Raw genomic sequence first — 19,982 nt, forward strand, 5'->3', positions numbered from 1 at the left:
GTTTAGTTGTTAATTTTATCTTTTGCTAAAGGTGATACTATACGATCAAATCCATTTAAATCAATTTCTCCAATCCATTTAAAAAAAGCAATTACATCCATAGCTTCTTGCTCAGACATACCATAAGCCACCATTTTTCTGCCATTAGGTTGCCATGGTGCCTTTGACATTAAAATACCTTTGATTATTTCTTCGCCATTTTCATTGTATTTTAAATTTAATCTATCAACAACTTTTGTTAATTCTGGAGCATAATAAGCTCCTTCACCTAATATGGTATGACATCCCATACAATTATTAGACTCCCAAATTTCTTTACCTCTAACCACTTCTGCAGTAAGGTTTATATGGTTAGTTTGATCTGTACTTTCTGATAAAGAGTACACGGTGAGTCCTATAAAAATAAGAAACGTCACTAATGTTCCTCCTAAAAAGAAAGCTCTTGCTTGTTTTTTAGATAACATGTTTTACGAATTTAATTGGTTAATTTTCATTTATAAATATATTAAGACCTTTTTATCTTTTATATAAATACAAATTTATATAATTATGCATATATTAATATGATAAATGTCAGTATTTTATAATTTTATTTAGGAATTTATTTCTGTAGAAATATCTTTAATAGTTAGTTTTCTCCCTTTTGAAACAATTTCTTGGGAAAATTCCATAATATTTTTATCTCTAAATTTTCCAAGTATACTATTTTTAAAAGGTTCAACAATAAAATGTACAGGACAAGGATTTGTACCATCACATTCAGACAACCCCAAAAAACATTCATTAATTCTGTTTAAACCATCAATATTTTCAATAATATCAAGGACATTTTTCTTCTGATTTTTTTTTGTTAAATAAAAGCCTCCATTTGGGCCTTTTGTTGAAGAAATAATTTTTCCTTTTACCAATTGTTGAAATAATTTTGCTAAAAAAGGGCTTGGAACATCTATACTTTCTGCAATTACTTTAACACTAATTTTTCTATTCTCACTTGCATGTTCAGCTAAATAAAGAGTAGATAAAATTGCATACTTACTTGCGCGTGATAACATCATAAAACTAATTTTTCAATTTCATTTTGGTGAAATTAATAAAAAAAGAGTAAAAAGTATTATATTTTTTCAAATTTAACTGTAAAGTGTCTCATAATAGGTGCTTCATCAACAATATTGTAACCCGATTTAGCTTCATTTCTTGAATCGTAAATATTTTTTAGCGAAGCTGCTACATAATCCATGTGATTATTTGTATATGTTCGTCTGGGAATTGCCAAACGAACCAATTCTAGTTCAGGATACCTGTTCTCTCTAGTAACAGGATCTCTATCTGCCAAAACCGTACCTATTTCAACACCTCTAATTCCACCTACAACATACAGTTCTATTGCTAAAGCTTGAGCACGGTACTCTTCTCTTGGAATTGTTGGAACAAATTTATTAGCATCCAAAAATATGGCATGTCCACCAAATGGTTGTTGAACAGGCACACCAAAATCAACTAATTTTTGTCCTAAATAAGCAACCTGTTCTACCCTACTCTCTAAATAATTAAATTCAGTTGATTCGTTTAACCCAACAGCTAAAGCACCCATATCACGTCCATTCATTCCTCCATAAGTAATAAAACCTTCAAACATAATATTAAATACAGTTGCCTGTTTAAAAACTTCCTTATTATTTAGTGCAATAAAACCACCCATATTTACCAAACCATCTTTTTTAGCACTCATCGTCATTCCATCACCATATGAAAAAACTTCTTTCACAATTTCTTTAATCGTTTTATTTTCATAACCCTTTTCTCTTTTTTTTATGAAATAAGCATTTTCAGAAAAACGAGCAGCATCAAAATAAAGTGGAACACCATATTTTTTACAGAGTTCTGAAACTTCTTTTGTATTTTTTATTGAAACCGGCTGACCACCAGCACTATTACAAGTAATTGTTAAAATAACAAATGGAATTTTCTCTTTTGGATATTTTTTAAAAACTGTTTCCAGTTTATTTAAATCAATATTTCCTTTAAAAGGATGAATTACTGAAGTATCAAAAGCTTCATCAATTGTACAATCAACAGCAGTTGCTTTTCTAAACTCTATATGTCCTTTCGTGGTGTCAAAATGTGAATTTCCAGGTACAATATTCCCTTCTTTTACCATTGCAGAAAACAATACATTCTCTGCTGCTCTACCTTGGTGGGTTGGTAAAAAGTACTTGAATCCGGTAATTTTTTTAACTGTTTTTTTTAATTTTTTGAAGGATAAAGAACCTGCATAACTTTCATCACCAATCATCATTTCTGCCCATTGCTGGTCGCTCATAGCGCCTGTTCCTGAATCTGTTAACATATCTATAAATACATTATCAGAAGCTAAATTAAACAGGTTGTAATGTGCTTTTTTAATCCAATTTAATCGTTGTTCTTTTGTAGAACGTTTTAATTGTTCTACCATTTTAATTTTATATGGTTCTGCATATGGTAAATCCATAATAATATGATGTTTTAAATTTAAAATAAAGGTTGAAAGTAATAACTAATAAGTAGGACCTATTTAATAAAGCATTCTGGACGCTTTATATTTAAATAGATATTATTAAAGAAAAAAATGTTCATTAAAATAGTTATATCAACAAAATTACGAATTTTTCATTTTTAACAGTCAAAAATCCAAAATATTTGAAGATTTTTTAATGACAATAGTCATTAATTGTAATAAAAGTTACACTTAACTTTGTACCTACAATTTTAATTGAATTAATAAATGAATTATAGCATCGCTATATGACATTTATCATTATTTTTGCACAAGATTTATTTTTAATAATAAAACCATTGAAATGAACAAAATTCTTTCACTTATTTATTCTACCCGATTAATGGCAATTTTATTTTTAGTTTTTGCCATGGCTATGGGTGTTGCAACCTTTATAGAGAACGATTACGGTACCGAAACAGCAAAAGCTTTAGTTTATAATGCTTGGTGGTTTGAAGCAATCATGATTTTGTTTGCCATAAACTTTTTTGGTAATATTTTAAAATACAAATTATATAGAAAAGAAAAATTAGTTGTACTTGCTTTTCACCTAGCTTTCCTTTTAATAATAATTGGAGCAGGAATTACAAGGTATATTAGTTTTGAAGGTATAATGCCAATTAAAGAAGGTGCTGTTAGTAATAATTTTCTTTCAGAAAAAAATTACATTAGCATTATCATTAATGATGGTAACGAGCAAAAAACACCTGTACATCATCCAATTTTACTCTCTGCTTTAGGAAGTAATAACTATAGCTATAATACAGATTTTAAAGGAACCGATGTTTCAATTAAATTAACAGATTATATTCCAAATGCTTCAAATGTTTTTGAAGAAGTTGAATCAGGAGATAATTATTTACTAATAGTTGAATCAGGTGGTGGCGGAAGACACAACCATTACATAAAGCAAGGTTCATCTGAAGTGGTTCATGGTGTTTTAGTTGGATTTGATTCACCTGCTAATAATGTAATTGATTTTAAATCTGTTGATGGTAATTTAAAAATTAAATCTGCAGTTGAAGGTCAATTTTTTAGAATGGCAGATAATTTTGAAGGTACCATTGCAAAAGATTCTTTGCAAAACTTTTCACTTTTAGCAGTTCATTCAGTTGCAGGATTGCAATTTGTTGTTCCAAAAGGACCAATTAAAGGGGCATACAAAACGGTTTCCGGTGATAAAGATCAAAATTCTTTAGCTCAATTAGAGTTTGATGTAACCACAAATGGAGAAACAAAACATGTAAAACTTAGTGGTGGTAAATTTGCAATTCAACCACCAACACAATTTTCTGTTGGTAATTTAAATTTTAGAATGAGTTATGGTGCTATGCAAATGAAACTTCCATTTAGCATAAAATTAAATGATTTTCAACTTGATAAATATCCTGGTTCCGAAAGTGCAATGTCTTATGCAAGTGAAGTAACTGTTATTGACCCGAGTGAAACTTTTGATTTTAGAATTTTTATGAATCACATTCTAAATTATAAAGGTTATAAATTTTTTCAATCAAGTTATAATATTACTTCTGAATATGAAGAAACCCACCTATCTGTTAATCATGATTTTTGGGGTTCAACTATAACATATATTGGATATTTCTTGTTGTATGCTGGTTTAATTTTAATCTTATTTATGAAAAATACAAGATTTGATTTCCTTAGAAAAGGGCTTCAAAAAATAAGAAAAAAGAAAGCAACATTAACAGTACTTGTATTATTTTTAATTTCAAGTGTGGCGTTTTCACAACAGCACAATCATTCATTATCTGAAAAACAAATAGATTCAGCATTAATAGCCAATAAAATTGATGTATCTCATTCCGATTTATTTAGTAAACTAATTATTCAAGATGCTGGTGGTAGAATGAAACCTATTCATACCTATGCTTCAGAATTATTACGTAAAGTTAGTAAACACGATACTTACAAAGATATGAACGCCACTCAAGTGTTCTTATCAATTCAGCAAAATCCTAGGTTGTGGTTTCAAATACCAATTATTTATGTTGAGAAAGGAAATACAAAATTAAGGGATATTATTGGTATTCCACACGATCAAAAATATGCAACACTTGCAGACTTTTTTGATACAAAAGGAATGTATAAAATTGCTGAGCACCAACAAAAAGCTCAAAAAACCAATATAAAAAGTAAGTTTGAAAAAGATGTAATTAATGTTGACAGAAGAGTTAATTTATTTTATTCAGCAATTACAGGTGATGTTCTTAGAATTTTTCCTATCCCAAATGATATTAATAATACTTGGATTTCACATAACGACTTAAATAAGGCTAGTTATAAAGGTCAGGATTCTATTTTTGTTCGTCAACTTTTACCTGTTTATATTAAAACTTTGTCTGAATCAACTTCAACAAATGATTTTACAACTGCGAATCAACTTCTTAGCGGAATAACGGATTTTCAAAAGAAATATGGTAGTGCCGTTTACCCTTCTGAAGATAAAATTAATTTAGAAATTGCTTATAATAAATATGATGTTTTTAGAACCATTTATAGCTATTATATGTACATAGGAACCTTGATGTTCTTATTTGTAATTTTTCAAATTTTCAATGCCAATAAAGCAATTAATTACTTAATTAAAGGTAGTATTGCTATTATTATAGGTTTATTTTTGATGCATACCGGAGGTTTAATTGCACGTTGGATTGTAAGCGGAAATGCACCTTGGAGTAATGCTTACGAATCTATGATTTATGTAGGTTGGGCAACTATGCTCTTTGGGTTAATTTTTGGAAGAAAATCATCTATGACCATAGCAGCAACAGCATTTTTAACTGCATTTATTTTAATGGTTGCGCATTGGAACTGGATGGATCCTGAAATTGCAAACCTTCAACCTGTATTAAATTCATACTGGTTAATGATTCACGTTTCAATAATTGTAGCAAGTTATGGTCCTTTTGCATTAGGTATGATTTTAGGTTTAATTTCATTAATTCTTATGATTTTAACATCTTCAAAAAACAAAAACAAAATTGGCTTAATGATTAAAGAATTGACAATTATAAACGAAATGTCTTTAACTGTTGGTTTAATAATGTTAACTATTGGAAACTTTTTAGGTGGACAATGGGCTAATGAAAGTTGGGGACGTTATTGGGGGTGGGATCCAAAAGAAACTTGGGCTTTAATTAGTATTATGATTTATGCATTTGTATTGCATTTAAGATTAGTTCCAGGTTTAAGAAGCCGATTTGCTTTTAATGTTTTTTCAATAGCTGCATTTGCTTCAATTTTAATGACTTATTTTGGAGTTAATTTCTACCTTTCTGGTTTACATTCTTACGCTAGTGGAGATAAAGCAATTACACCAACTTTTGTGTATTATGCAGTTGGTGTAGTTTCAGTACTTTCAATAATTGCGTATATTCAATATAAAAAACATTATAAAAAATAATTAAAATCGTTGCAAAAACGTAACTTTGCAACCTATTAAAAAAATTATCAATGTTTAATAAATATATAAAATTAGTAATTGCAGGAGGTATTTTAGTTTGGTCAATTTTTCAATTTGTTGATGGAAACATCATGAATGGAATTTCATTAGTATTATTGGCAGGTATTTTTGTACTGTTTTATTTTAAAAATGAGTTTATTTTATTGGCTTTTCTACAATTAAGAAAACAAAATTTTGCGGGAGCAAGTAAATGGTTGTCATATATTAAAAATCCTAGTAGTGCTTTAATTAAAAAACAAGAAGGCTATTATAATTTTTTACAAGGAATTATGGTTTCACAAACAAACTTAACTCAAGCAGAGAAATTCTTTAAAAAGGCTATTAGTTTAGGTTTAAATATGAAGCATGATATTGCAATGGCTAAATTACAATTAGGAGGAATTGCAATGTCTAAAAGACGTAAACGTGAAGCTACAATGTTAATTAATGAAGCTAAAAAATTAGATACGCAAGGAGTTTTAACTGATCAAATTAAAATGATGAAAGATCAGCTTAAAAAAATATAAGTTTTAGTAAAGCATAAAAAAAGCGCAACTATGTTGCGCTTTTTTTATGCTTAATATTTTTTATTCATTAATAATAACAGGGTTTAGTTCTTTATTATATTGAACTATGTAAACACCATTATTCTCAAAACTTCCAAATAATTTTTTATTATAATTAAAAGTTCCTGAAATTCTTGATGATTTACCTGCCTTTAAACCACCCTCTAAACTTTCATCACTTGCCAAACGCACTAAAGTATCATAGGTAATATCAAAACCCCTTATCGCATATTTTGAAGGATACGTGTAATTTTTAGCTCGAAAATTATTATAAAAACTTTTCACATTTACATCTTCAATTATGATAAAATCTGTTGTTGGAAAAACAAAATTTAATTGCCCCAAGAAACTGTTTTCTATATTATCAAAATTTCTCCCTTTACTAGAAGCAAATAACTGAATATTATACTCTTCAATAGTAGCTTTTAAATTATTTACTGCAGCTGCTGTAGTAACAATTTCTTCACTAATTAAAAGTACCCAGTTATTTGAATCTTCTTCTAATTTTTCAATAAATTTTTCATTATCAATAAAACCTTTATTAGATTTAATCACAGAAACATTTTGAATAGAATCAAACGACTTTATTTTATTTACTATACGCCATAATTTACTTTGTGAAGCTTCATCCCCATCATTAATTACAATAATATTTTCCCCTTTATAATTTTTCTTCATATAATCCAACAATTTTTCCTCTAAGAAATTAGGAGAATTAGAATCTGATTTTATCAAGTTTGCAGCAGATAACCCATCTTGATCTTTAGAATATAATGGGGCAATAATAGGTACATTAATATTTTTAGATAACCAATATGCTTTATTGTAAAACAGAGGTCCAATAACTACATCTGTATTAGAAAAATCATTTCTATCAACAATTGTCTGTAACTTATAATTTGAATTTTGAGTGTCGAAATACCTTACATTTATTATTACACCTTTTCTTTTTAAAGAGTCTATTGCCATTTCAGCCCCCATATGAAAATCTGTAGCAATATTAAAAATAGAATTCCCTTTTAAAAGTGTACTTTCAGGGATAGAATCCACATATTTATTTAGCTCATATGGCAACATAATCGCTATATTCAGGGTCTTTTCAAGGTTTAAATTTTCAATAAACAAACCCGTTTCAGTTAGCACTTCATCCTCTAATATTTCCGAAGTATTAATTGGTTTTATCTTTAAAATCATTCCTAATTTAAGGCCTTCAGATAAACTTGGGTTTAACTCAAATAAATCACTTTCTGTAACTTCATATTTCTTAGTTAAATTGTAAACCGTATCATCTTTAACAACAGTATGTAAAATAAAATTAGCAGCATCATTAACATTATTTTCAGTTGTGCTCGGAATTTTAAGCTGCATCCCAATTTTTAATCCGTATTCTAGTTCAGGATTTGCCTTTTTTAAGGCATCAATTGAAATGTTAAACTTTTTTGAAATACCAAATAAGGTTTCTTTCGGCTGAACTATATAAAAGTAGTTATCTATTTCATTACCTTCAGTAACATTTTTTCCATAATTTTTATTAGGAACGATTATTACTGTATTTGGTCTCGGTTTTCTCCCAATATCAGGATTTAATTTTAGTAAATCTCTAGTAGAAATTTTATAATCTTTAGCAATACTTTTCATATTTTCACCTTTTTTAACAGTGTATGAAACGTATTTTTTTTGTTGTGCAACCAAATTAATAGTACACATTAATAAAATTACAAGTAAAAACTTTATTCTTTTCATTGAGGAAATTTAATTAAGGTAGGATTTTATTCCCACTCTATTGTTGCTGGTGGTTTAGAACTAATATCATATACTACTCTATTAACGCCTTTTACACCATTTATTATTTTATTTGATGTTTTTTGTAAAAACTCGTAAGGTAAATTAACCCAATCTGCCGTCATTCCATCAGTAGATTCTACAGCTCTTAATACAACAGCTTTTTCATAGGTCCTTTCGTCTCCCATTACGCCTACTGAATTTACAGGTAGTAACATTGCTCCAGCTTGCCATACACTATCGTACAAACCGTCATCTTTTAATCCTTGAACAAAAATATGATCCACTTCTTGCAACATTCTAACTTTTTCAGCCGTTATATCTCCTAAAATTCTAATACCTAAACCTGGCCCAGGAAAAGGGTGACGTCCTAATAATTCATCATCTATTCCCATTGATCTTCCAACCCTACGAACCTCATCTTTAAAAAGTGTATTTAATGGCTCAACAATTTTTAATTTCATAAAATCTGGTAATCCACCAACATTATGGTGCGATTTAATAGTTGCAGAAGGTCCACCAGTTGCAGAAACCGATTCAATAACATCTGGATAAATAGTTCCTTGTGCTAACCAACTTACATCTTGAATCCGATGTGCTTCATCATCAAAAACTTCTATAAAAACACGTCCTATAATTTTACGTTTACCTTCAGGGTCTGATTCTCCAGCCAATTCTTTCAAAAAACGTGCCGAAGCATCTACACCTTTTACATTCAACCCCATGTGCTTGTATTGCTCTAACACATTTTCAAATTCATTTTTACGTAACAAACCGTTATTTACAAAAATACAGTACAGGTTTTTCCCGATTGCTTTGCTTATTAAAGTTGCAGCAACCGTTGAATCAACACCTCCTGAAAGTCCAAGTACAACTTTATCATTCCCTAACTTTTCTTTTAATTCTGCAACCGTAGTTTCAACAAAAGAATCAGGTGTCCAAGTTTGTTGCAGACCAGCAATATTTACTAAAAAATTTTTTAAAATTGTTAAGCCATCTTTTGAATGGTATACTTCAGGATGAAATTGAATTCCATAAGTAGCTTCTCCTTTAATTTTAAAAGCAGCATTTTTAACATCGTGCGTACTTCCTATAAGTTCAAAATTACTTGGTAAATTTACAATGGTGTCACTATGACTCATCCAAACTTGACTACCTTCACTTACATTTTCAAAAAATAAATCGTCTTTTTTTATATAGGATAAATTTGCTCTACCATACTCTCGTGTATTAGATGCTCCAACTTTACCCCCAAAATTATGTGCCATAAATTGCGCTCCATAACAAACGCCTAATAGTGGAAGTTTTCCTTTTATTGCTGATAAATCTGGATGTGGTGCATCTTCAGCTCTTACCGAAAACGGACTACCTGATAAAATTACAGCTTTGTAATCTTCAACTTTAAAACTTTTACTGTTGTAAGGAAAAATTTCACAAAAAATGTTTAATTCCCTAACTCTTCGAGCAATCAACTGCGTGTATTGCGAACCGAAATCTAAAATAAGTACTTGATGTTGCATCCGCAAAAATAATATTTAAATAAATATACACTAAAGCTTTGAGATTTTTTTTTACCATTTTTAAAAATTTTTGCCAATTCTTGAACTCAAATAAATTAGATTTAAGACATTTTTTTAGAGTATCAATAATTACAGCAATTAAAAATTGTCAAATATTTGGTTTAAAGCCAATTTTAGCCATTTTAAGAGACTTTCAGGAAATTAAAAATTGTTAATAACTTCACAATTGGCACTTTCCAAATTAAGTTTTTAAACAGGCTTGAATGCTTATATTTGTATGTTAATGAATTTATAGAAATCACATATATTTTAAATATGAGCGAAGAAATAAAAAAGAATAGTTATTCAGCCGACAGTATTCAGGCTTTAGAAGGAATGGAGCATGTTCGTATGCGTCCATCAATGTATATTGGAGATGTTGGAATAAGAGGTTTACACCATTTAGTTTATGAAGTTGTAGACAATTCTATTGATGAAGCAATGGCAGGCCATTGTGATACCATAAATGTAATTATAAATGAAAATAATTCAATATCTGTAAAAGATAATGGTCGTGGTATTCCTGTAGGAATGCACAAAAAAGAAGGCGTTTCTGCATTGGAAGTAGTAATGACTAAAATTGGTGCTGGAGGAAAATTTGATAAGGATTCTTATAAAGTATCTGGAGGTTTACACGGTGTTGGTGTTTCTGTAGTAAATGCACTCTCTGACCATTTAAGAGCAACCGTTTATATAGATGGTAAAATTTGGGAGCAAGAATACGAACGTGGTAAAGCCTTGTACCCTGCAAAAATTATTGGTGATACCACTGAAAAAGGAACCATGGTTACTTTTACACCTGATAAATCAATTTTTGCCCAAACAACAGAATACAATTATGAAACATTAGCTACAAGATTACGTGAGCTTTCATTTTTAAATAAAGGTTTAACAATTACTTTAATAGATAAAAGAGTAACTGATGAAGAGGGAAATCATCCTTTAGAAAAATTTTACAGTGATGAAGGATTACCTGAATTTGTAAGATATTTAGATGCTACTCGTGAGCAGTTAACTCAAGGAATTATTTCAATGGAAGGCGAAAAAAATGGTATTCCAGTTGAAGTAGCAATGGTTTATAACACATCTTATACCGAGAATTTACATTCTTACGTAAACAATATAAACACACATGAAGGCGGAACTCATTTATCTGGCTTTAGAAGAGGACTTACAAATACACTTAAAAAGTATGCAGAGTCTTCTGGAATGTTGGATAAATTAAAATTTGATATTGCCGGAGATGATTTTAGAGAAGGTTTAACAGCAATTATCTCTGTTAAAGTTGCTGAACCTCAATTTGAGGGGCAAACAAAAACAAAATTAGGTAACCGTGAAGTAACTTCTGCTGTTAGTCAAGCAGTATCAGAAATGTTACAAGATTATTTGGAGGAAAACCCAAATGATGCCAGAACTATTGTTCAAAAAGTAGTACTAGCAGCAACAGCAAGACATGCAGCGCGTAAAGCCCGAGAAATGGTGCAACGTAAAACAGTTATGTCAATTGGTGGTTTACCGGGTAAATTAAGTGATTGTTCTGAAACAGATCCAGAAAAATGTGAAATTTTCCTTGTAGAGGGAGATTCCGCAGGTGGAACAGCTAAACAAGGGCGTGATAGAGCTTTTCAAGCAATTTTACCATTAAGAGGTAAAATTTTAAATGTTGAAAAAGCCATGCAGCATAAAGTTTTTGAAAATGAAGAAATAAAAAATATGTATACTGCATTGGGTGTTTCTATAGGTACAGAAGATGACCCGAGAGCTTTAAACCTTGATAAATTACGTTATAATAAAATTGTTATTATGTGTGATGCCGATGTTGATGGTAGCCACATTGCTACATTAATTCTTACATTTTTCTTTAGATATATGAAAGAATTAATTGAAAACGGACATATTTTTATTGCTACTCCTCCTTTATATTTAGTTAAAAAAGGTCAAAAAAGAGAATATGCCTGGAATGATGATCAACGAGATTTAATAGCACGCAATTTAGGTGGTGGAGTAAATATTCAAAGATATAAAGGTCTTGGGGAAATGAATGCTAATCAGCTTTGGGATACTACAATGAACCCAGAATTTAGAACATTACGTCAGGTAACAATTGATAATCTTACAGAAGCAGATAGAGTATTTTCTATGCTAATGGGAGATGAAGTTCCTCCACGAAGAGCATTTATAGAAAAAAATGCAAAATATGCAAATATTGATGTTTAATTTGAATTAAAAATTATTACATAATTTATTAATAAAAAAAAATCGGAGTTAATTAAAACTCCGATTTTTTTTTATTTCAGATATGTTCTAAAAAACTAAAATCTACAAATACTTAATAATCATCTGAACTTTCATCAGGAATGTCTTCCATATCACCAGTATCAGTATCATCATAAACATCATCAAAATTATCTTCATCTGCATCATAATCTTCCATTGTTTCCTCAAGCTTTAGGCTGATTTTTACCAGATAAATGGTATCTTCAGTACGTACTTCAACAGCTCTTATGGTTTCATCTTTGGCGTTCTTAAAAGTTATAATATCTCTATAACCGTAACCGCTCGGAAATTTTTCAACTAATAAATCTAAAATATCACTAGTTAATTTACTATAGTCTACAATTACTCTTTTCATAAGCTACATGTCTAACAAATATGCAAAAATTAAAGGTGCAACAATTGTTGCATCTGACTCAATGATAAATTTAGGAGTATTAATATCTAATTTTCCCCAAGTTATTTTTTCATTTGGAACTGCACCTGAATAAGACCCATAACTTGTTGTTGAATCGGAAATCTGACAAAAATAACTCCAAAATGGTGTATCAGTTCTTTCCATATCTTGATACAACATTGGCACTACGCAAATTGGAAAATCTCCTGCTATTCCACCACCAATTTGGAAAAACCCAATTCCATCCTTCGAATTTTGAGTATACCAATCTGCTAAGAAAGTCATATATTCAATTCCAGATTTCATGGTGCTAGCTTTTAACTCACCTTTTAATACATATGAAGCAAAAATATTTCCCATAGTACTGTCTTCCCAACCTGGAACAACCATTGGTAAATTAGCCTCTGCAGCTGCAATCATCCAGCTATTTTTTGGATCAATTTCGTGGTACTGATCTAATACTCCTGAAAGTACTAATTTGTACATAAACTCGTGTGGAAAAAAGCGTTCCCCAGCAGCTTCAGCATCTTTCCAAATTTTAAAAATATGCTCTTGTAAGCGTCTAAAAGCCTCTTCTTCCGGAATACATGTATCAGTAACTCTATTTAATCCTTTCTCTAATAAATCCCATTCATCTTGAGGTGTTAAATCTCTATAATTTGGAACTCTTTTATAGTGAGAATGCGCTACTAAATTCATAATATCTTCTTCAAGATTTGCTCCTGTGCAAGAAATTATCTGTACTTTATCCTGTCTAATTATTTCTGCAAAAATTTTGCCTAATTCTGCTGTGCTCATAGCTCCTGCTAAAGAAACCAACATTTTAGACCCTTTTGCTAATTGATTTTCATACTCTTTTGCAGCATCTACAACTGTTGCTGAATTAAAATGCAAATAGTATTTTTCAATAAATTGTGAAATTGCTCCTTTAGTACTCATTATCGTCGTCATCAAATTTAGAGGATTTATTATTTGGCTCCTGGTAACCTTTCATATCATCATAATCTTCGTCATCAGCATTATCAAATTTATAACTTAACATTTTATAGTATAATTTTGCTGCAAGAAAATCGGATGATTTTTCTTGTTCGTTCGGACAAAGTTCAACTATGTCAAAACCAACAACATTTTTTTCTTTAAATATTTTATGCAAAAACTCTAGTGTTTCATACCAAAATAATCCACCAGGTTCTGGTGTGCCAGTTGATGGCATTATTGATGGATCAAAAGCATCTAAATCAATTGTTAAAAACACATTATCTGTCATTAAATCAATGGCGTTTTCCATCCAATAATCATCTTGAGCCATTTCATGAGCAAAAAACACTTTTTCTTCATCCATAACAGTTTTTTCAATGGCATCCATACTTCTAATTCCAACCTGAATTAAATTAGTTGTTTGACTAGCTTCATAAACTGCACAAGCATGGTTACATGATGAACCTTCATATTCTTTTCTTAAATCTGCATGGGCATCAATTTGCACTACAGTTAAGCTATTAAAACATTCATTAAATGCTCTAATAGAACCGATTGAAATTGAATGTTCGCCTCCAAAGAGTGTAACAAATTTATTTTTTTTAATATATGATTTTGTTATTTTATGAACTGCATCAACCATACTTTCTGGTGAAGCATTTTCTGTAACAGCCTCAGCTAAATAAATACCGTTTTTATAAACTTCAGTATTTGTTTCAATATCATAAAGTTCCATGTTTTCTGAAGCTTGCAGAAAAGCTTCTGGTCCTTTATCGGCCCCTTTTTGCCAAGTGCTTGTTCCATCATAAGGAACTGGAATTAAAACTACTTTTGAAGTTTCAATTTTACTGTTTTGTTCAGGAATTCCTGCGTAAGTTTTTTTATTCATAACCTAATATTTTTAAAAAATCGCTTGCTGTTTGTTTTTCTTTAAAAACTTTGTATTCTAATTTTCCTTCGTTATTTTTTGAAATAATAATATGTTTTGGTTGTGGAATTAAACAGTGTTGTAGCCCTCCATAACCGCCTATTGTTTCTTGGTATGCTCCCGTATTAAAAAACCCAATATACAATGGTTTTTCCTCTTTATAAACAGGCATATAAATAGCATTAATATGCTGTTCAGAATTGTAATAATCATCGCTATCACAAGTTAAACCTCCTAATAAAACTCGCTCATAATTATCATTCCACCTATTTAGAGGCAACATTACAAAACGTTTATTTATTGCCCAACTATCTGGTAATGTAGTTATAAATGATGAGTTTATCATGTTCCAACGCTCTCTGTCATTTTGCTTTTTTTGATATAAAACTTTATACAAAGCACCTCCACTTTCACCTACGGTATAGCTTCCAAATTCTGTAAAAATATGTGGTACTTGAACTTCAGCATCATCACAAGCAATTTTAATTTGAGAAATAATTTCATCAATCATATACTCGTAATCATAATCAAAACCTAATGAGTTTTTAATTGGAAAACCTCCTCCAATATTTAAACTGTCTAAGCTTGGACAAATACGTTTTAAATTTATGTAAACTTTTAAACATTTACTTAATTCGTTCCAATAATATGCATTGTCTTTAATACCTGTGTTGATAAAGAAATGCAACATTTTAAGGTTTACTTTTTTGTTCTCTTTTATATCGCGTCTATAGAATTCAACTATGTTTTTATAACCAATTCCTAAACGAGAGGTATAAAATTCAAATTTTGGTTCTTCTTCAGAAGCAATTCTAATTCCAATATTTATTTTTTTACGAATTCCATTGGTAAGTAAATCAATTTCTTCATAATTATCAATAATTGGGATACAGTTTTTATGTCCACCAGTTATTAAACCTTGTATATTTTTTATGTATTCATCTCTTTTAAAACCATTACATAAAATATAGGTTTTATCAGTAATTTTACCGTTTCTTTTTAAGTTTTCAACAATATCAATATCAACAGCAGAAGAAGTTTCTATATGAATATCGTTATTTAAAGCTTCATCTAGTACGTGTTTAAAATGTGAACTTTTTGTACAATAACAATAATTATATTTTCCTTTATATTTATGCTTTCGCATAGATGTTTTAAACCAAGATTTAGCCTTTTGAATATTTTCGCTAATTTTTGGTAAATAAGTAAATTTTAAAGGTGTGCCAAATTCTTCTGCAAGTTTCATAGTATCTATATCATGAAAGTGCAAGTTTTTCTTCGAATCTATTTTAAATTCTTCTTGTGGAAAATCAAATGTTTGATTTATTAAATCAATATATTTAGTATTCATTTTTAGTATGTAATTAATATTTAAAAGATAAGTCTAAATTTAGACTAATAGACATTGTAAGTCAAAAGTTTATTTATACTCTTAATATTAAATTTAAATGATTACTACTCACAACCAAAAACTGATTGCAAGTTTTAAAAACGAAGCTTATAGAAGTTTTTAAATCTCTTAATTTTTCGTTGTACTTCCCAAGCACATTACAACTTAAAAACTTCTTATTGAATAAGTTGCAATCGAAAAAACAAATATTTTTCATTGTCACTAAAAAATAACGGGGCAAACATATATAAAAAAACAATACAATTTTAAAAAAAATAAAATTATCTTGTAAAAACTAATTCATTTTCTGTTGAAAGGTTTAAATCGAATGCATAACCTTCTGAATTAAAACCTTTTAAACCTTCAGCAGTTTCAATATTATTATCAATAATATAACGTACCATTAAACCTCTTGCTTTTTTTGCAAAAAAGCTAATCATCTTTAATTTTCCATCTTTATAATCTTTAAAAACTGGTGTAATTACTGATGTTTTTAACAATTTTGGTTTAATTACTTTAAAGTATTCATTACTTGCTAAATTCACAAAAACTTCATTATTTTCTAATTCAGAATTTAGTGCTTCAGTTACTTTACTGTCCCAAAACTGATATAAATTGTCTTTTCTTCCAACTTTTAATTTAGTTCCCATTTCTAAACGATATGGTTGCATTAAATCCAATGGTTTTAAAATACCATATTGTCCGGAAAGAATTCTTAATTTATTTTGAAGTTGCTCTAGTTTTTCTATTGGAAGTGAATATACATCGAGTCCATTATATACTTCACCATTAAATGCATATACTGCTTGACGAGCGTTTTCTAAAGAAAAAGGTAACTGCCAATCCTGATTACGTTGCCAATTTAATTCACTTAATTTTGGAGAAATACTCATTAATTTTGATAGTGCTTTCGGGGATTTCGTTTTTAAAACTTTGCTTAATTTTTCAGCTTCATTTAAAAAGATTCCTTGTGTAAATTGAGTTGTTGGAACTTTTGTTTCAAAATCTAATGTTTTTGCCGGCGATATTACTATTTTCATTATTTTGTAATTTCTTATTCTTAAATAATATAGTAAATTTAGTATTTAAATATATAAAATCGCAAATAATTTAATTCATTCTTACTATTTTATAATAATAAAAAATTATACAAGTTTATTTATATATTGCTGCATATTTTCAATCAAAATTCCAACATGCAAACCATCCATTAACGCATGATGTACTTCCACAGAAAAAGGTATTTTTTTAACAGTATCTTCATTGTAGTACTTCCCAAATACAATTTTTGGAATACCCTTACTGCCTTCATCTCCATTTCTTGCATGTTTAATAGAAGTGAAAGAAAACCAAGGTAGTGTTGAACAATGTATAATAGCAAGTTCATTTTCCTGCGGATTAAACTTTACACCTTTTTTATGATCTTTAATTACTTTTTTACCAACTTTATCAAACTCTAAAATTGATGATTGATATGGAAAATCACAAAACGAAAATGTATTATCATCATTTAAAATAGTAGATCCTATGTTAACCCTATCAAACTGATAAACTTTATCATTTTTTAAGCGCAATTTAAATTCTGATATTTCATTTATACTTTTTATAGCAACAAACAAGCAAGCGAGTGAAAACGATAAATTATGCTTTTTGCAAAAAGTATATAGGTTTGTTACATTTAAATTAACAGTAACATTAAAAAAAGGATCCTTGTAGGCTTTAAAAAAATTATATTGAGACTTTCGAGCCCAATTTTCAATATCAAATTCTTTCATTAATATTCTTTTAAAAACTGATGGTAATTAAGATCCGCAATGAAAATCTTCAAGAGTTTTATTTTCAAGTATTTTTAGGGTGTTATCTCTTACCTGAACCATAAGTCTATTTAAACTACAATTTTCTTCATTAACGCAATCATCACACTTTTCATAATAGTTTAAACTTACACAAGGTAACATTGCAATAGGGCCTTCTAATACCCTAATTACTGTTGAAATTTTTATTTCATTTGGTTTTTTCAATAGATAATAGCCACCTCCTTTACCTTTCTTTGAGGCTAAGATTCCATTTTTTTTAAGTGTAAGTAAAATGCTTTCTAAAAATTTTTTTGAAATATTCTCTGATTCTGAAATTTCAGAAATTAAAACAGGTACGTTTATTTCTTGTTTTGCTAAATAACTTAGAGCTTTTAAACCGTATTTTGTCTTCATTGAAAGCATATATAAAAATACAAATTATATATGAATAATTAATTCTTAGGTAAAAAAACTTCCGCCATCATACAACGGGCACTTCCACCTCCACAAGCTTCAATAGTATCTAATGAACTGTGTAGTATTTTACAATACTTTTCAATTTTTTTAATTTGTTCATTAGTTAAACATTGATAAGCAGCACTGGACATTACTAAATATTTTTCATTATTACTACCTAGTACCTGTAACATATTTCCAGCAAAATTATTTAACTGTTTTTCGGTAATTGAAATAATTTCTAATCCATCTTCTTTCAAATGCTTTATTACATTTTTACGTTCTTTTTTATCATCTATACTATCTAAACAGATTACTGAAAAAGATTCTGCCAAACACATCATTACGTTTGTATGATATATTGGTAGCCTTTTACCTTCAACTGTTTGATATGCAATAAACGAAACTGGAGTATATTCAAAATCTTCGCAAAATTCAATTAATAAATCTTCATCAGCCCGTGGAGAAATAGCACAATAAGCTTTTTTGTGTTGCCTATCTAAAGCTAAACTCCCAGTTGCTTCTAAAAATAAACCTTCTTCCTCAGCTGAACTATAATCAATAATATTATTGATTTTAAATCCATTTTCTTCAAGAATATCAAAAATATCTTCTCTTCTTTCACTTCTCCTATTTTCGGCAAACATTGGGTAAATTCCAATATCTCCATTTTCGTGAAAGGAAATCCAGTTGTTTGGAAAAATAGAATCTGGTGTATCTGATTCTTTAGTATCATTTACAACAATTACATTTACACCAATTTCACGCAGTTTATTTACAAAGTTATCAAACTCTTGAAGTGCTTTAAATTGTAAAGTTTCAGGAGTTAAATTCTCTATTACTTTTTGGTAGTAATTATTTATCGCAGTTTGTTCATTCATTCTGAACGAAACTGGGCGAATCATTAAAATTGTATTTGTAATTTGTTTCATAAATTAATCTCTAATTAAAGGCATTGTTGAACATCTTAATAATCCTTCTTGTTTTGAAATTTCAGCATAAGGAATCTCTTCAACAATAAATTCGTGCTTACGCAACCAGTTATTTAGCCTAGTAAAACTTTTTTCTGAAACAACCACTTTATTGGATATTGAAAACACATTTGAAAACATTTGATACATTTCATCTTTTGAAATATGAAATAAATTTTCCATTCCAAACAAATTAACCAAATACAAATAATCTGTTTCATTTTTAAATCCTTCCTTATGTATAATCGCCATATTTTTTCCAACTGGTTGAAAACAACAATCTAAATGCAATGCATTTTCTTTTGCATTTGTATTTGATTTTACTAAGTCAAATTCTTTAACAATTTTATTTGGAAATAAAGATTTTATAAAATTTACACCTTTCATATTTGTACGAGCTGTAATTATATCCTTATAATCATCTCCTTTATAAGTTCCAATAAAAATGTGATTGTTCCAAAGCATAACGTCACCTCCTTCAAAATGAACATCTTCAGAAGCTCTTATAATTTTATTAGGCTCAATTTGATCAATTATGTATTGAATTGCATCAATTTCCTTTTCCCTGTCTGGTAAAATATTAGATATTATTAATTTATCGTCGACCACAAAGGCAATATCTCTTGTGAAAATCTGATTGTAATCTTTTATAGTTTTTGGCCTATATACTTTTACTTCGTATTTTTCAAAAACTTTATTTAAAGCGTCCATTTCTAATATCATATCTCTTTCAGAAGGATATGTGCCTGCTTTAATATGTTCAATTGATTTAGGGTCATAAGCATCTTCAATTTTAGGAGTTGGTCCATTACTTTCTGCGATTCCTAAAACAACCGCTCTAAGACGTGAAGTTTCATCTTGAACATTAAGTTTTATCATATTCTAAAAA

The 19,982-nt window shown here is 29.2% G+C and carries 17 protein-coding genes; 3 read left to right on the top strand and 14 right to left on the bottom strand.

Annotated elements, in window-relative coordinates:
- Positions 1 to 2 precede the first annotated feature (2 nt).
- The 3 genes from BX611_RS09930 to BX611_RS09940 all read right to left on the bottom strand — a co-directional run bounded on the left by BX611_RS09930 (position 3) and on the right by BX611_RS09940 (position 2,488).
- Positions 3 to 464, bottom strand: coding sequence for a c-type cytochrome (locus BX611_RS09930; RefSeq protein WP_115880771.1), 462 nt, complete (start codon positions 462 to 464; stop codon positions 3 to 5).
- Positions 465 to 593: 129 nt separating this feature from the next.
- Entirely contained in the window at positions 594 to 1,055 is a 462-nt protein-coding gene (locus BX611_RS09935) for an RrF2 family transcriptional regulator (protein WP_240324962.1), read from the bottom strand.
- A 56-nt stretch (positions 1,056 to 1,111) separates the two neighbouring features.
- A complete protein-coding gene (locus BX611_RS09940; RefSeq protein WP_115880773.1) occupies positions 1,112 to 2,488 on the bottom strand; it encodes a tryptophanase in 1,377 nt (458 codons plus the stop codon).
- Positions 2,489 to 2,837: 349 nt separating this feature from the next.
- On the opposite strand from BX611_RS09940, the gene ccsA reads away from it, so the two are divergent.
- Positions 2,838 to 5,957: a cytochrome c biogenesis protein gene (ccsA, locus tag BX611_RS09945; protein ID WP_115880775.1), complete on the top strand. Its 3,120-nt coding sequence runs from the start codon at positions 2,838 to 2,840 to the stop codon at positions 5,955 to 5,957.
- Positions 5,958 to 6,007: 50 nt separating this feature from the next.
- Positions 6,008 to 6,523: a DUF2892 domain-containing protein gene (locus BX611_RS09950; RefSeq protein WP_115880777.1), complete on the top strand. Its 516-nt coding sequence runs from the start codon at positions 6,008 to 6,010 to the stop codon at positions 6,521 to 6,523.
- Between the two features lie 60 nt (positions 6,524 to 6,583).
- On the opposite strand, the gene BX611_RS09955 is transcribed toward BX611_RS09950, so the two are convergent.
- Both BX611_RS09955 and guaA read right to left on the bottom strand, forming a co-directional pair.
- Positions 6,584 to 8,305, bottom strand: a complete 1,722-nt coding sequence (locus BX611_RS09955) for a PBP1 and LysM peptidoglycan-binding domain-containing protein (RefSeq protein WP_115880779.1) — start codon at positions 8,303 to 8,305, stop codon at positions 6,584 to 6,586.
- A gap of 26 nt (positions 8,306 to 8,331) precedes the next feature.
- Positions 8,332 to 9,864, bottom strand: coding sequence for a glutamine-hydrolyzing GMP synthase (guaA, locus tag BX611_RS09960; protein ID WP_115880781.1), 1,533 nt, complete (start codon positions 9,862 to 9,864; stop codon positions 8,332 to 8,334).
- Between the two features lie 315 nt (positions 9,865 to 10,179).
- Here guaA and gyrB point away from each other — a divergent pair, with 315 nt between their 5' ends.
- Positions 10,180 to 12,120 carry a DNA topoisomerase (ATP-hydrolyzing) subunit B gene (gene gyrB, locus BX611_RS09965; protein ID WP_115880783.1) on the top strand — a complete coding sequence of 647 codons (1,941 nt, stop codon included), beginning with the start codon at positions 10,180 to 10,182 and terminating at the stop codon, positions 12,118 to 12,120.
- A 112-nt stretch (positions 12,121 to 12,232) separates the two neighbouring features.
- Here the strand turns inward: gyrB and BX611_RS09970 are convergent, their stop codons facing one another.
- The 9 genes from BX611_RS09970 to BX611_RS10010 form a co-directional block, all read right to left on the bottom strand.
- The gene (locus BX611_RS09970; protein ID WP_115880785.1) at positions 12,233 to 12,535 is read right to left on the bottom strand and encodes a hypothetical protein; all 303 of its coding nucleotides are present in this window, start codon (positions 12,533 to 12,535) and stop codon (positions 12,233 to 12,235) included.
- A 3-nt stretch (positions 12,536 to 12,538) separates the two neighbouring features.
- A complete protein-coding gene (locus BX611_RS09975; protein WP_115880787.1) occupies positions 12,539 to 13,513 on the bottom strand; it encodes a deoxyhypusine synthase family protein in 975 nt (324 codons plus the stop codon).
- On the bottom strand, positions 13,503 to 14,441 hold the full coding sequence (speB, locus tag BX611_RS09980) for an agmatinase (RefSeq protein ID WP_115880789.1): 939 nt from the start codon (positions 14,439 to 14,441) through the stop codon (positions 13,503 to 13,505). Before speB ends, BX611_RS09975 begins: the two co-directional genes overlap by 11 nt.
- A complete protein-coding gene (locus BX611_RS09985) occupies positions 14,434 to 15,831 on the bottom strand; it encodes a type III PLP-dependent enzyme domain-containing protein (RefSeq protein ID WP_115880791.1) in 1,398 nt (465 codons plus the stop codon). Before BX611_RS09985 ends, speB begins: the two co-directional genes overlap by 8 nt.
- A 320-nt stretch (positions 15,832 to 16,151) precedes the next feature.
- On the bottom strand, positions 16,152 to 16,910 hold the full coding sequence (yaaA, locus tag BX611_RS09990) for a peroxide stress protein YaaA (protein ID WP_115880793.1): 759 nt from the start codon (positions 16,908 to 16,910) through the stop codon (positions 16,152 to 16,154).
- Between the two features lie 105 nt (positions 16,911 to 17,015).
- Positions 17,016 to 17,645 carry a CatA-like O-acetyltransferase gene (locus BX611_RS09995; RefSeq protein ID WP_115880795.1) on the bottom strand — a complete coding sequence of 210 codons (630 nt, stop codon included), beginning with the start codon at positions 17,643 to 17,645 and terminating at the stop codon, positions 17,016 to 17,018.
- A gap of 27 nt (positions 17,646 to 17,672) precedes the next feature.
- The gene (locus tag BX611_RS10000) at positions 17,673 to 18,089 is read right to left on the bottom strand and encodes an RrF2 family transcriptional regulator (protein ID WP_115880797.1); all 417 of its coding nucleotides are present in this window, start codon (positions 18,087 to 18,089) and stop codon (positions 17,673 to 17,675) included.
- Positions 18,090 to 18,118: 29 nt separating this feature from the next.
- Complete coding sequence (gene ctlX / locus BX611_RS10005) at positions 18,119 to 19,054, bottom strand: citrulline utilization hydrolase CtlX (RefSeq protein ID WP_115880799.1); 936 nt, start codon at positions 19,052 to 19,054, stop codon at positions 18,119 to 18,121.
- Positions 19,055 to 19,057: 3 nt separating this feature from the next.
- Positions 19,058 to 19,972, bottom strand: coding sequence for a dimethylarginine dimethylaminohydrolase family protein (locus tag BX611_RS10010; RefSeq protein ID WP_115880801.1), 915 nt, complete (start codon positions 19,970 to 19,972; stop codon positions 19,058 to 19,060).
- Positions 19,973 to 19,982: the final 10 nt, after the last annotated feature.

The organism is Lutibacter oceani (genome assembly GCF_003384935.1).
Taxonomy (GTDB): Bacteria; Bacteroidota; Bacteroidia; order Flavobacteriales; family Flavobacteriaceae; genus Lutibacter; species Lutibacter oceani.

What these genes read in the sequence shown, in the direction of transcription:
- ccsA (WP_115880775.1), top strand. Translation starts at nt 2,838, where the DNA reads ATGAACAAAATTCTTTCACTTATTTATTCTACCCGATTAATGGCAATT.
- BX611_RS09930 (WP_115880771.1), bottom strand. Translation starts at nt 464, where the DNA reads ATGTTATCTAAAAAACAAGCAAGAGCTTTCTTTTTAGGAGGAACATTA.
- BX611_RS09950 (WP_115880777.1), top strand. Translation starts at nt 6,008, where the DNA reads ATGTTTAATAAATATATAAAATTAGTAATTGCAGGAGGTATTTTAGTT.
- BX611_RS10000 (WP_115880797.1), bottom strand. Translation starts at nt 18,089, where the DNA reads ATGCTTTCAATGAAGACAAAATACGGTTTAAAAGCTCTAAGTTATTTA.
- BX611_RS09995 (WP_115880795.1), bottom strand. Translation starts at nt 17,645, where the DNA reads ATGAAAGAATTTGATATTGAAAATTGGGCTCGAAAGTCTCAATATAAT.
- BX611_RS09975 (WP_115880787.1), bottom strand. Translation starts at nt 13,513, where the DNA reads ATGAGTACTAAAGGAGCAATTTCACAATTTATTGAAAAATACTATTTG.
- speB (WP_115880789.1), bottom strand. Translation starts at nt 14,441, where the DNA reads ATGAATAAAAAAACTTACGCAGGAATTCCTGAACAAAACAGTAAAATT.
- ctlX (WP_115880799.1), bottom strand. Translation starts at nt 19,054, where the DNA reads ATGAAACAAATTACAAATACAATTTTAATGATTCGCCCAGTTTCGTTC.
- BX611_RS09985 (WP_115880791.1), bottom strand. Translation starts at nt 15,831, where the DNA reads ATGAATACTAAATATATTGATTTAATAAATCAAACATTTGATTTTCCA.
- BX611_RS09935 (WP_240324962.1), bottom strand. Translation starts at nt 1,055, where the DNA reads ATGATGTTATCACGCGCAAGTAAGTATGCAATTTTATCTACTCTTTAT.
- BX611_RS09955 (WP_115880779.1), bottom strand. Translation starts at nt 8,305, where the DNA reads ATGAAAAGAATAAAGTTTTTACTTGTAATTTTATTAATGTGTACTATT.
- BX611_RS09970 (WP_115880785.1), bottom strand. Translation starts at nt 12,535, where the DNA reads ATGAAAAGAGTAATTGTAGACTATAGTAAATTAACTAGTGATATTTTA.
- gyrB (WP_115880783.1), top strand. Translation starts at nt 10,180, where the DNA reads ATGAGCGAAGAAATAAAAAAGAATAGTTATTCAGCCGACAGTATTCAG.
- BX611_RS10010 (WP_115880801.1), bottom strand. Translation starts at nt 19,972, where the DNA reads ATGATAAAACTTAATGTTCAAGATGAAACTTCACGTCTTAGAGCGGTT.
- BX611_RS09940 (WP_115880773.1), bottom strand. Translation starts at nt 2,488, where the DNA reads ATGGATTTACCATATGCAGAACCATATAAAATTAAAATGGTAGAACAA.
- yaaA (WP_115880793.1), bottom strand. Translation starts at nt 16,910, where the DNA reads ATGAAAATAGTAATATCGCCGGCAAAAACATTAGATTTTGAAACAAAA.
- guaA (WP_115880781.1), bottom strand. Translation starts at nt 9,864, where the DNA reads ATGCAACATCAAGTACTTATTTTAGATTTCGGTTCGCAATACACGCAG.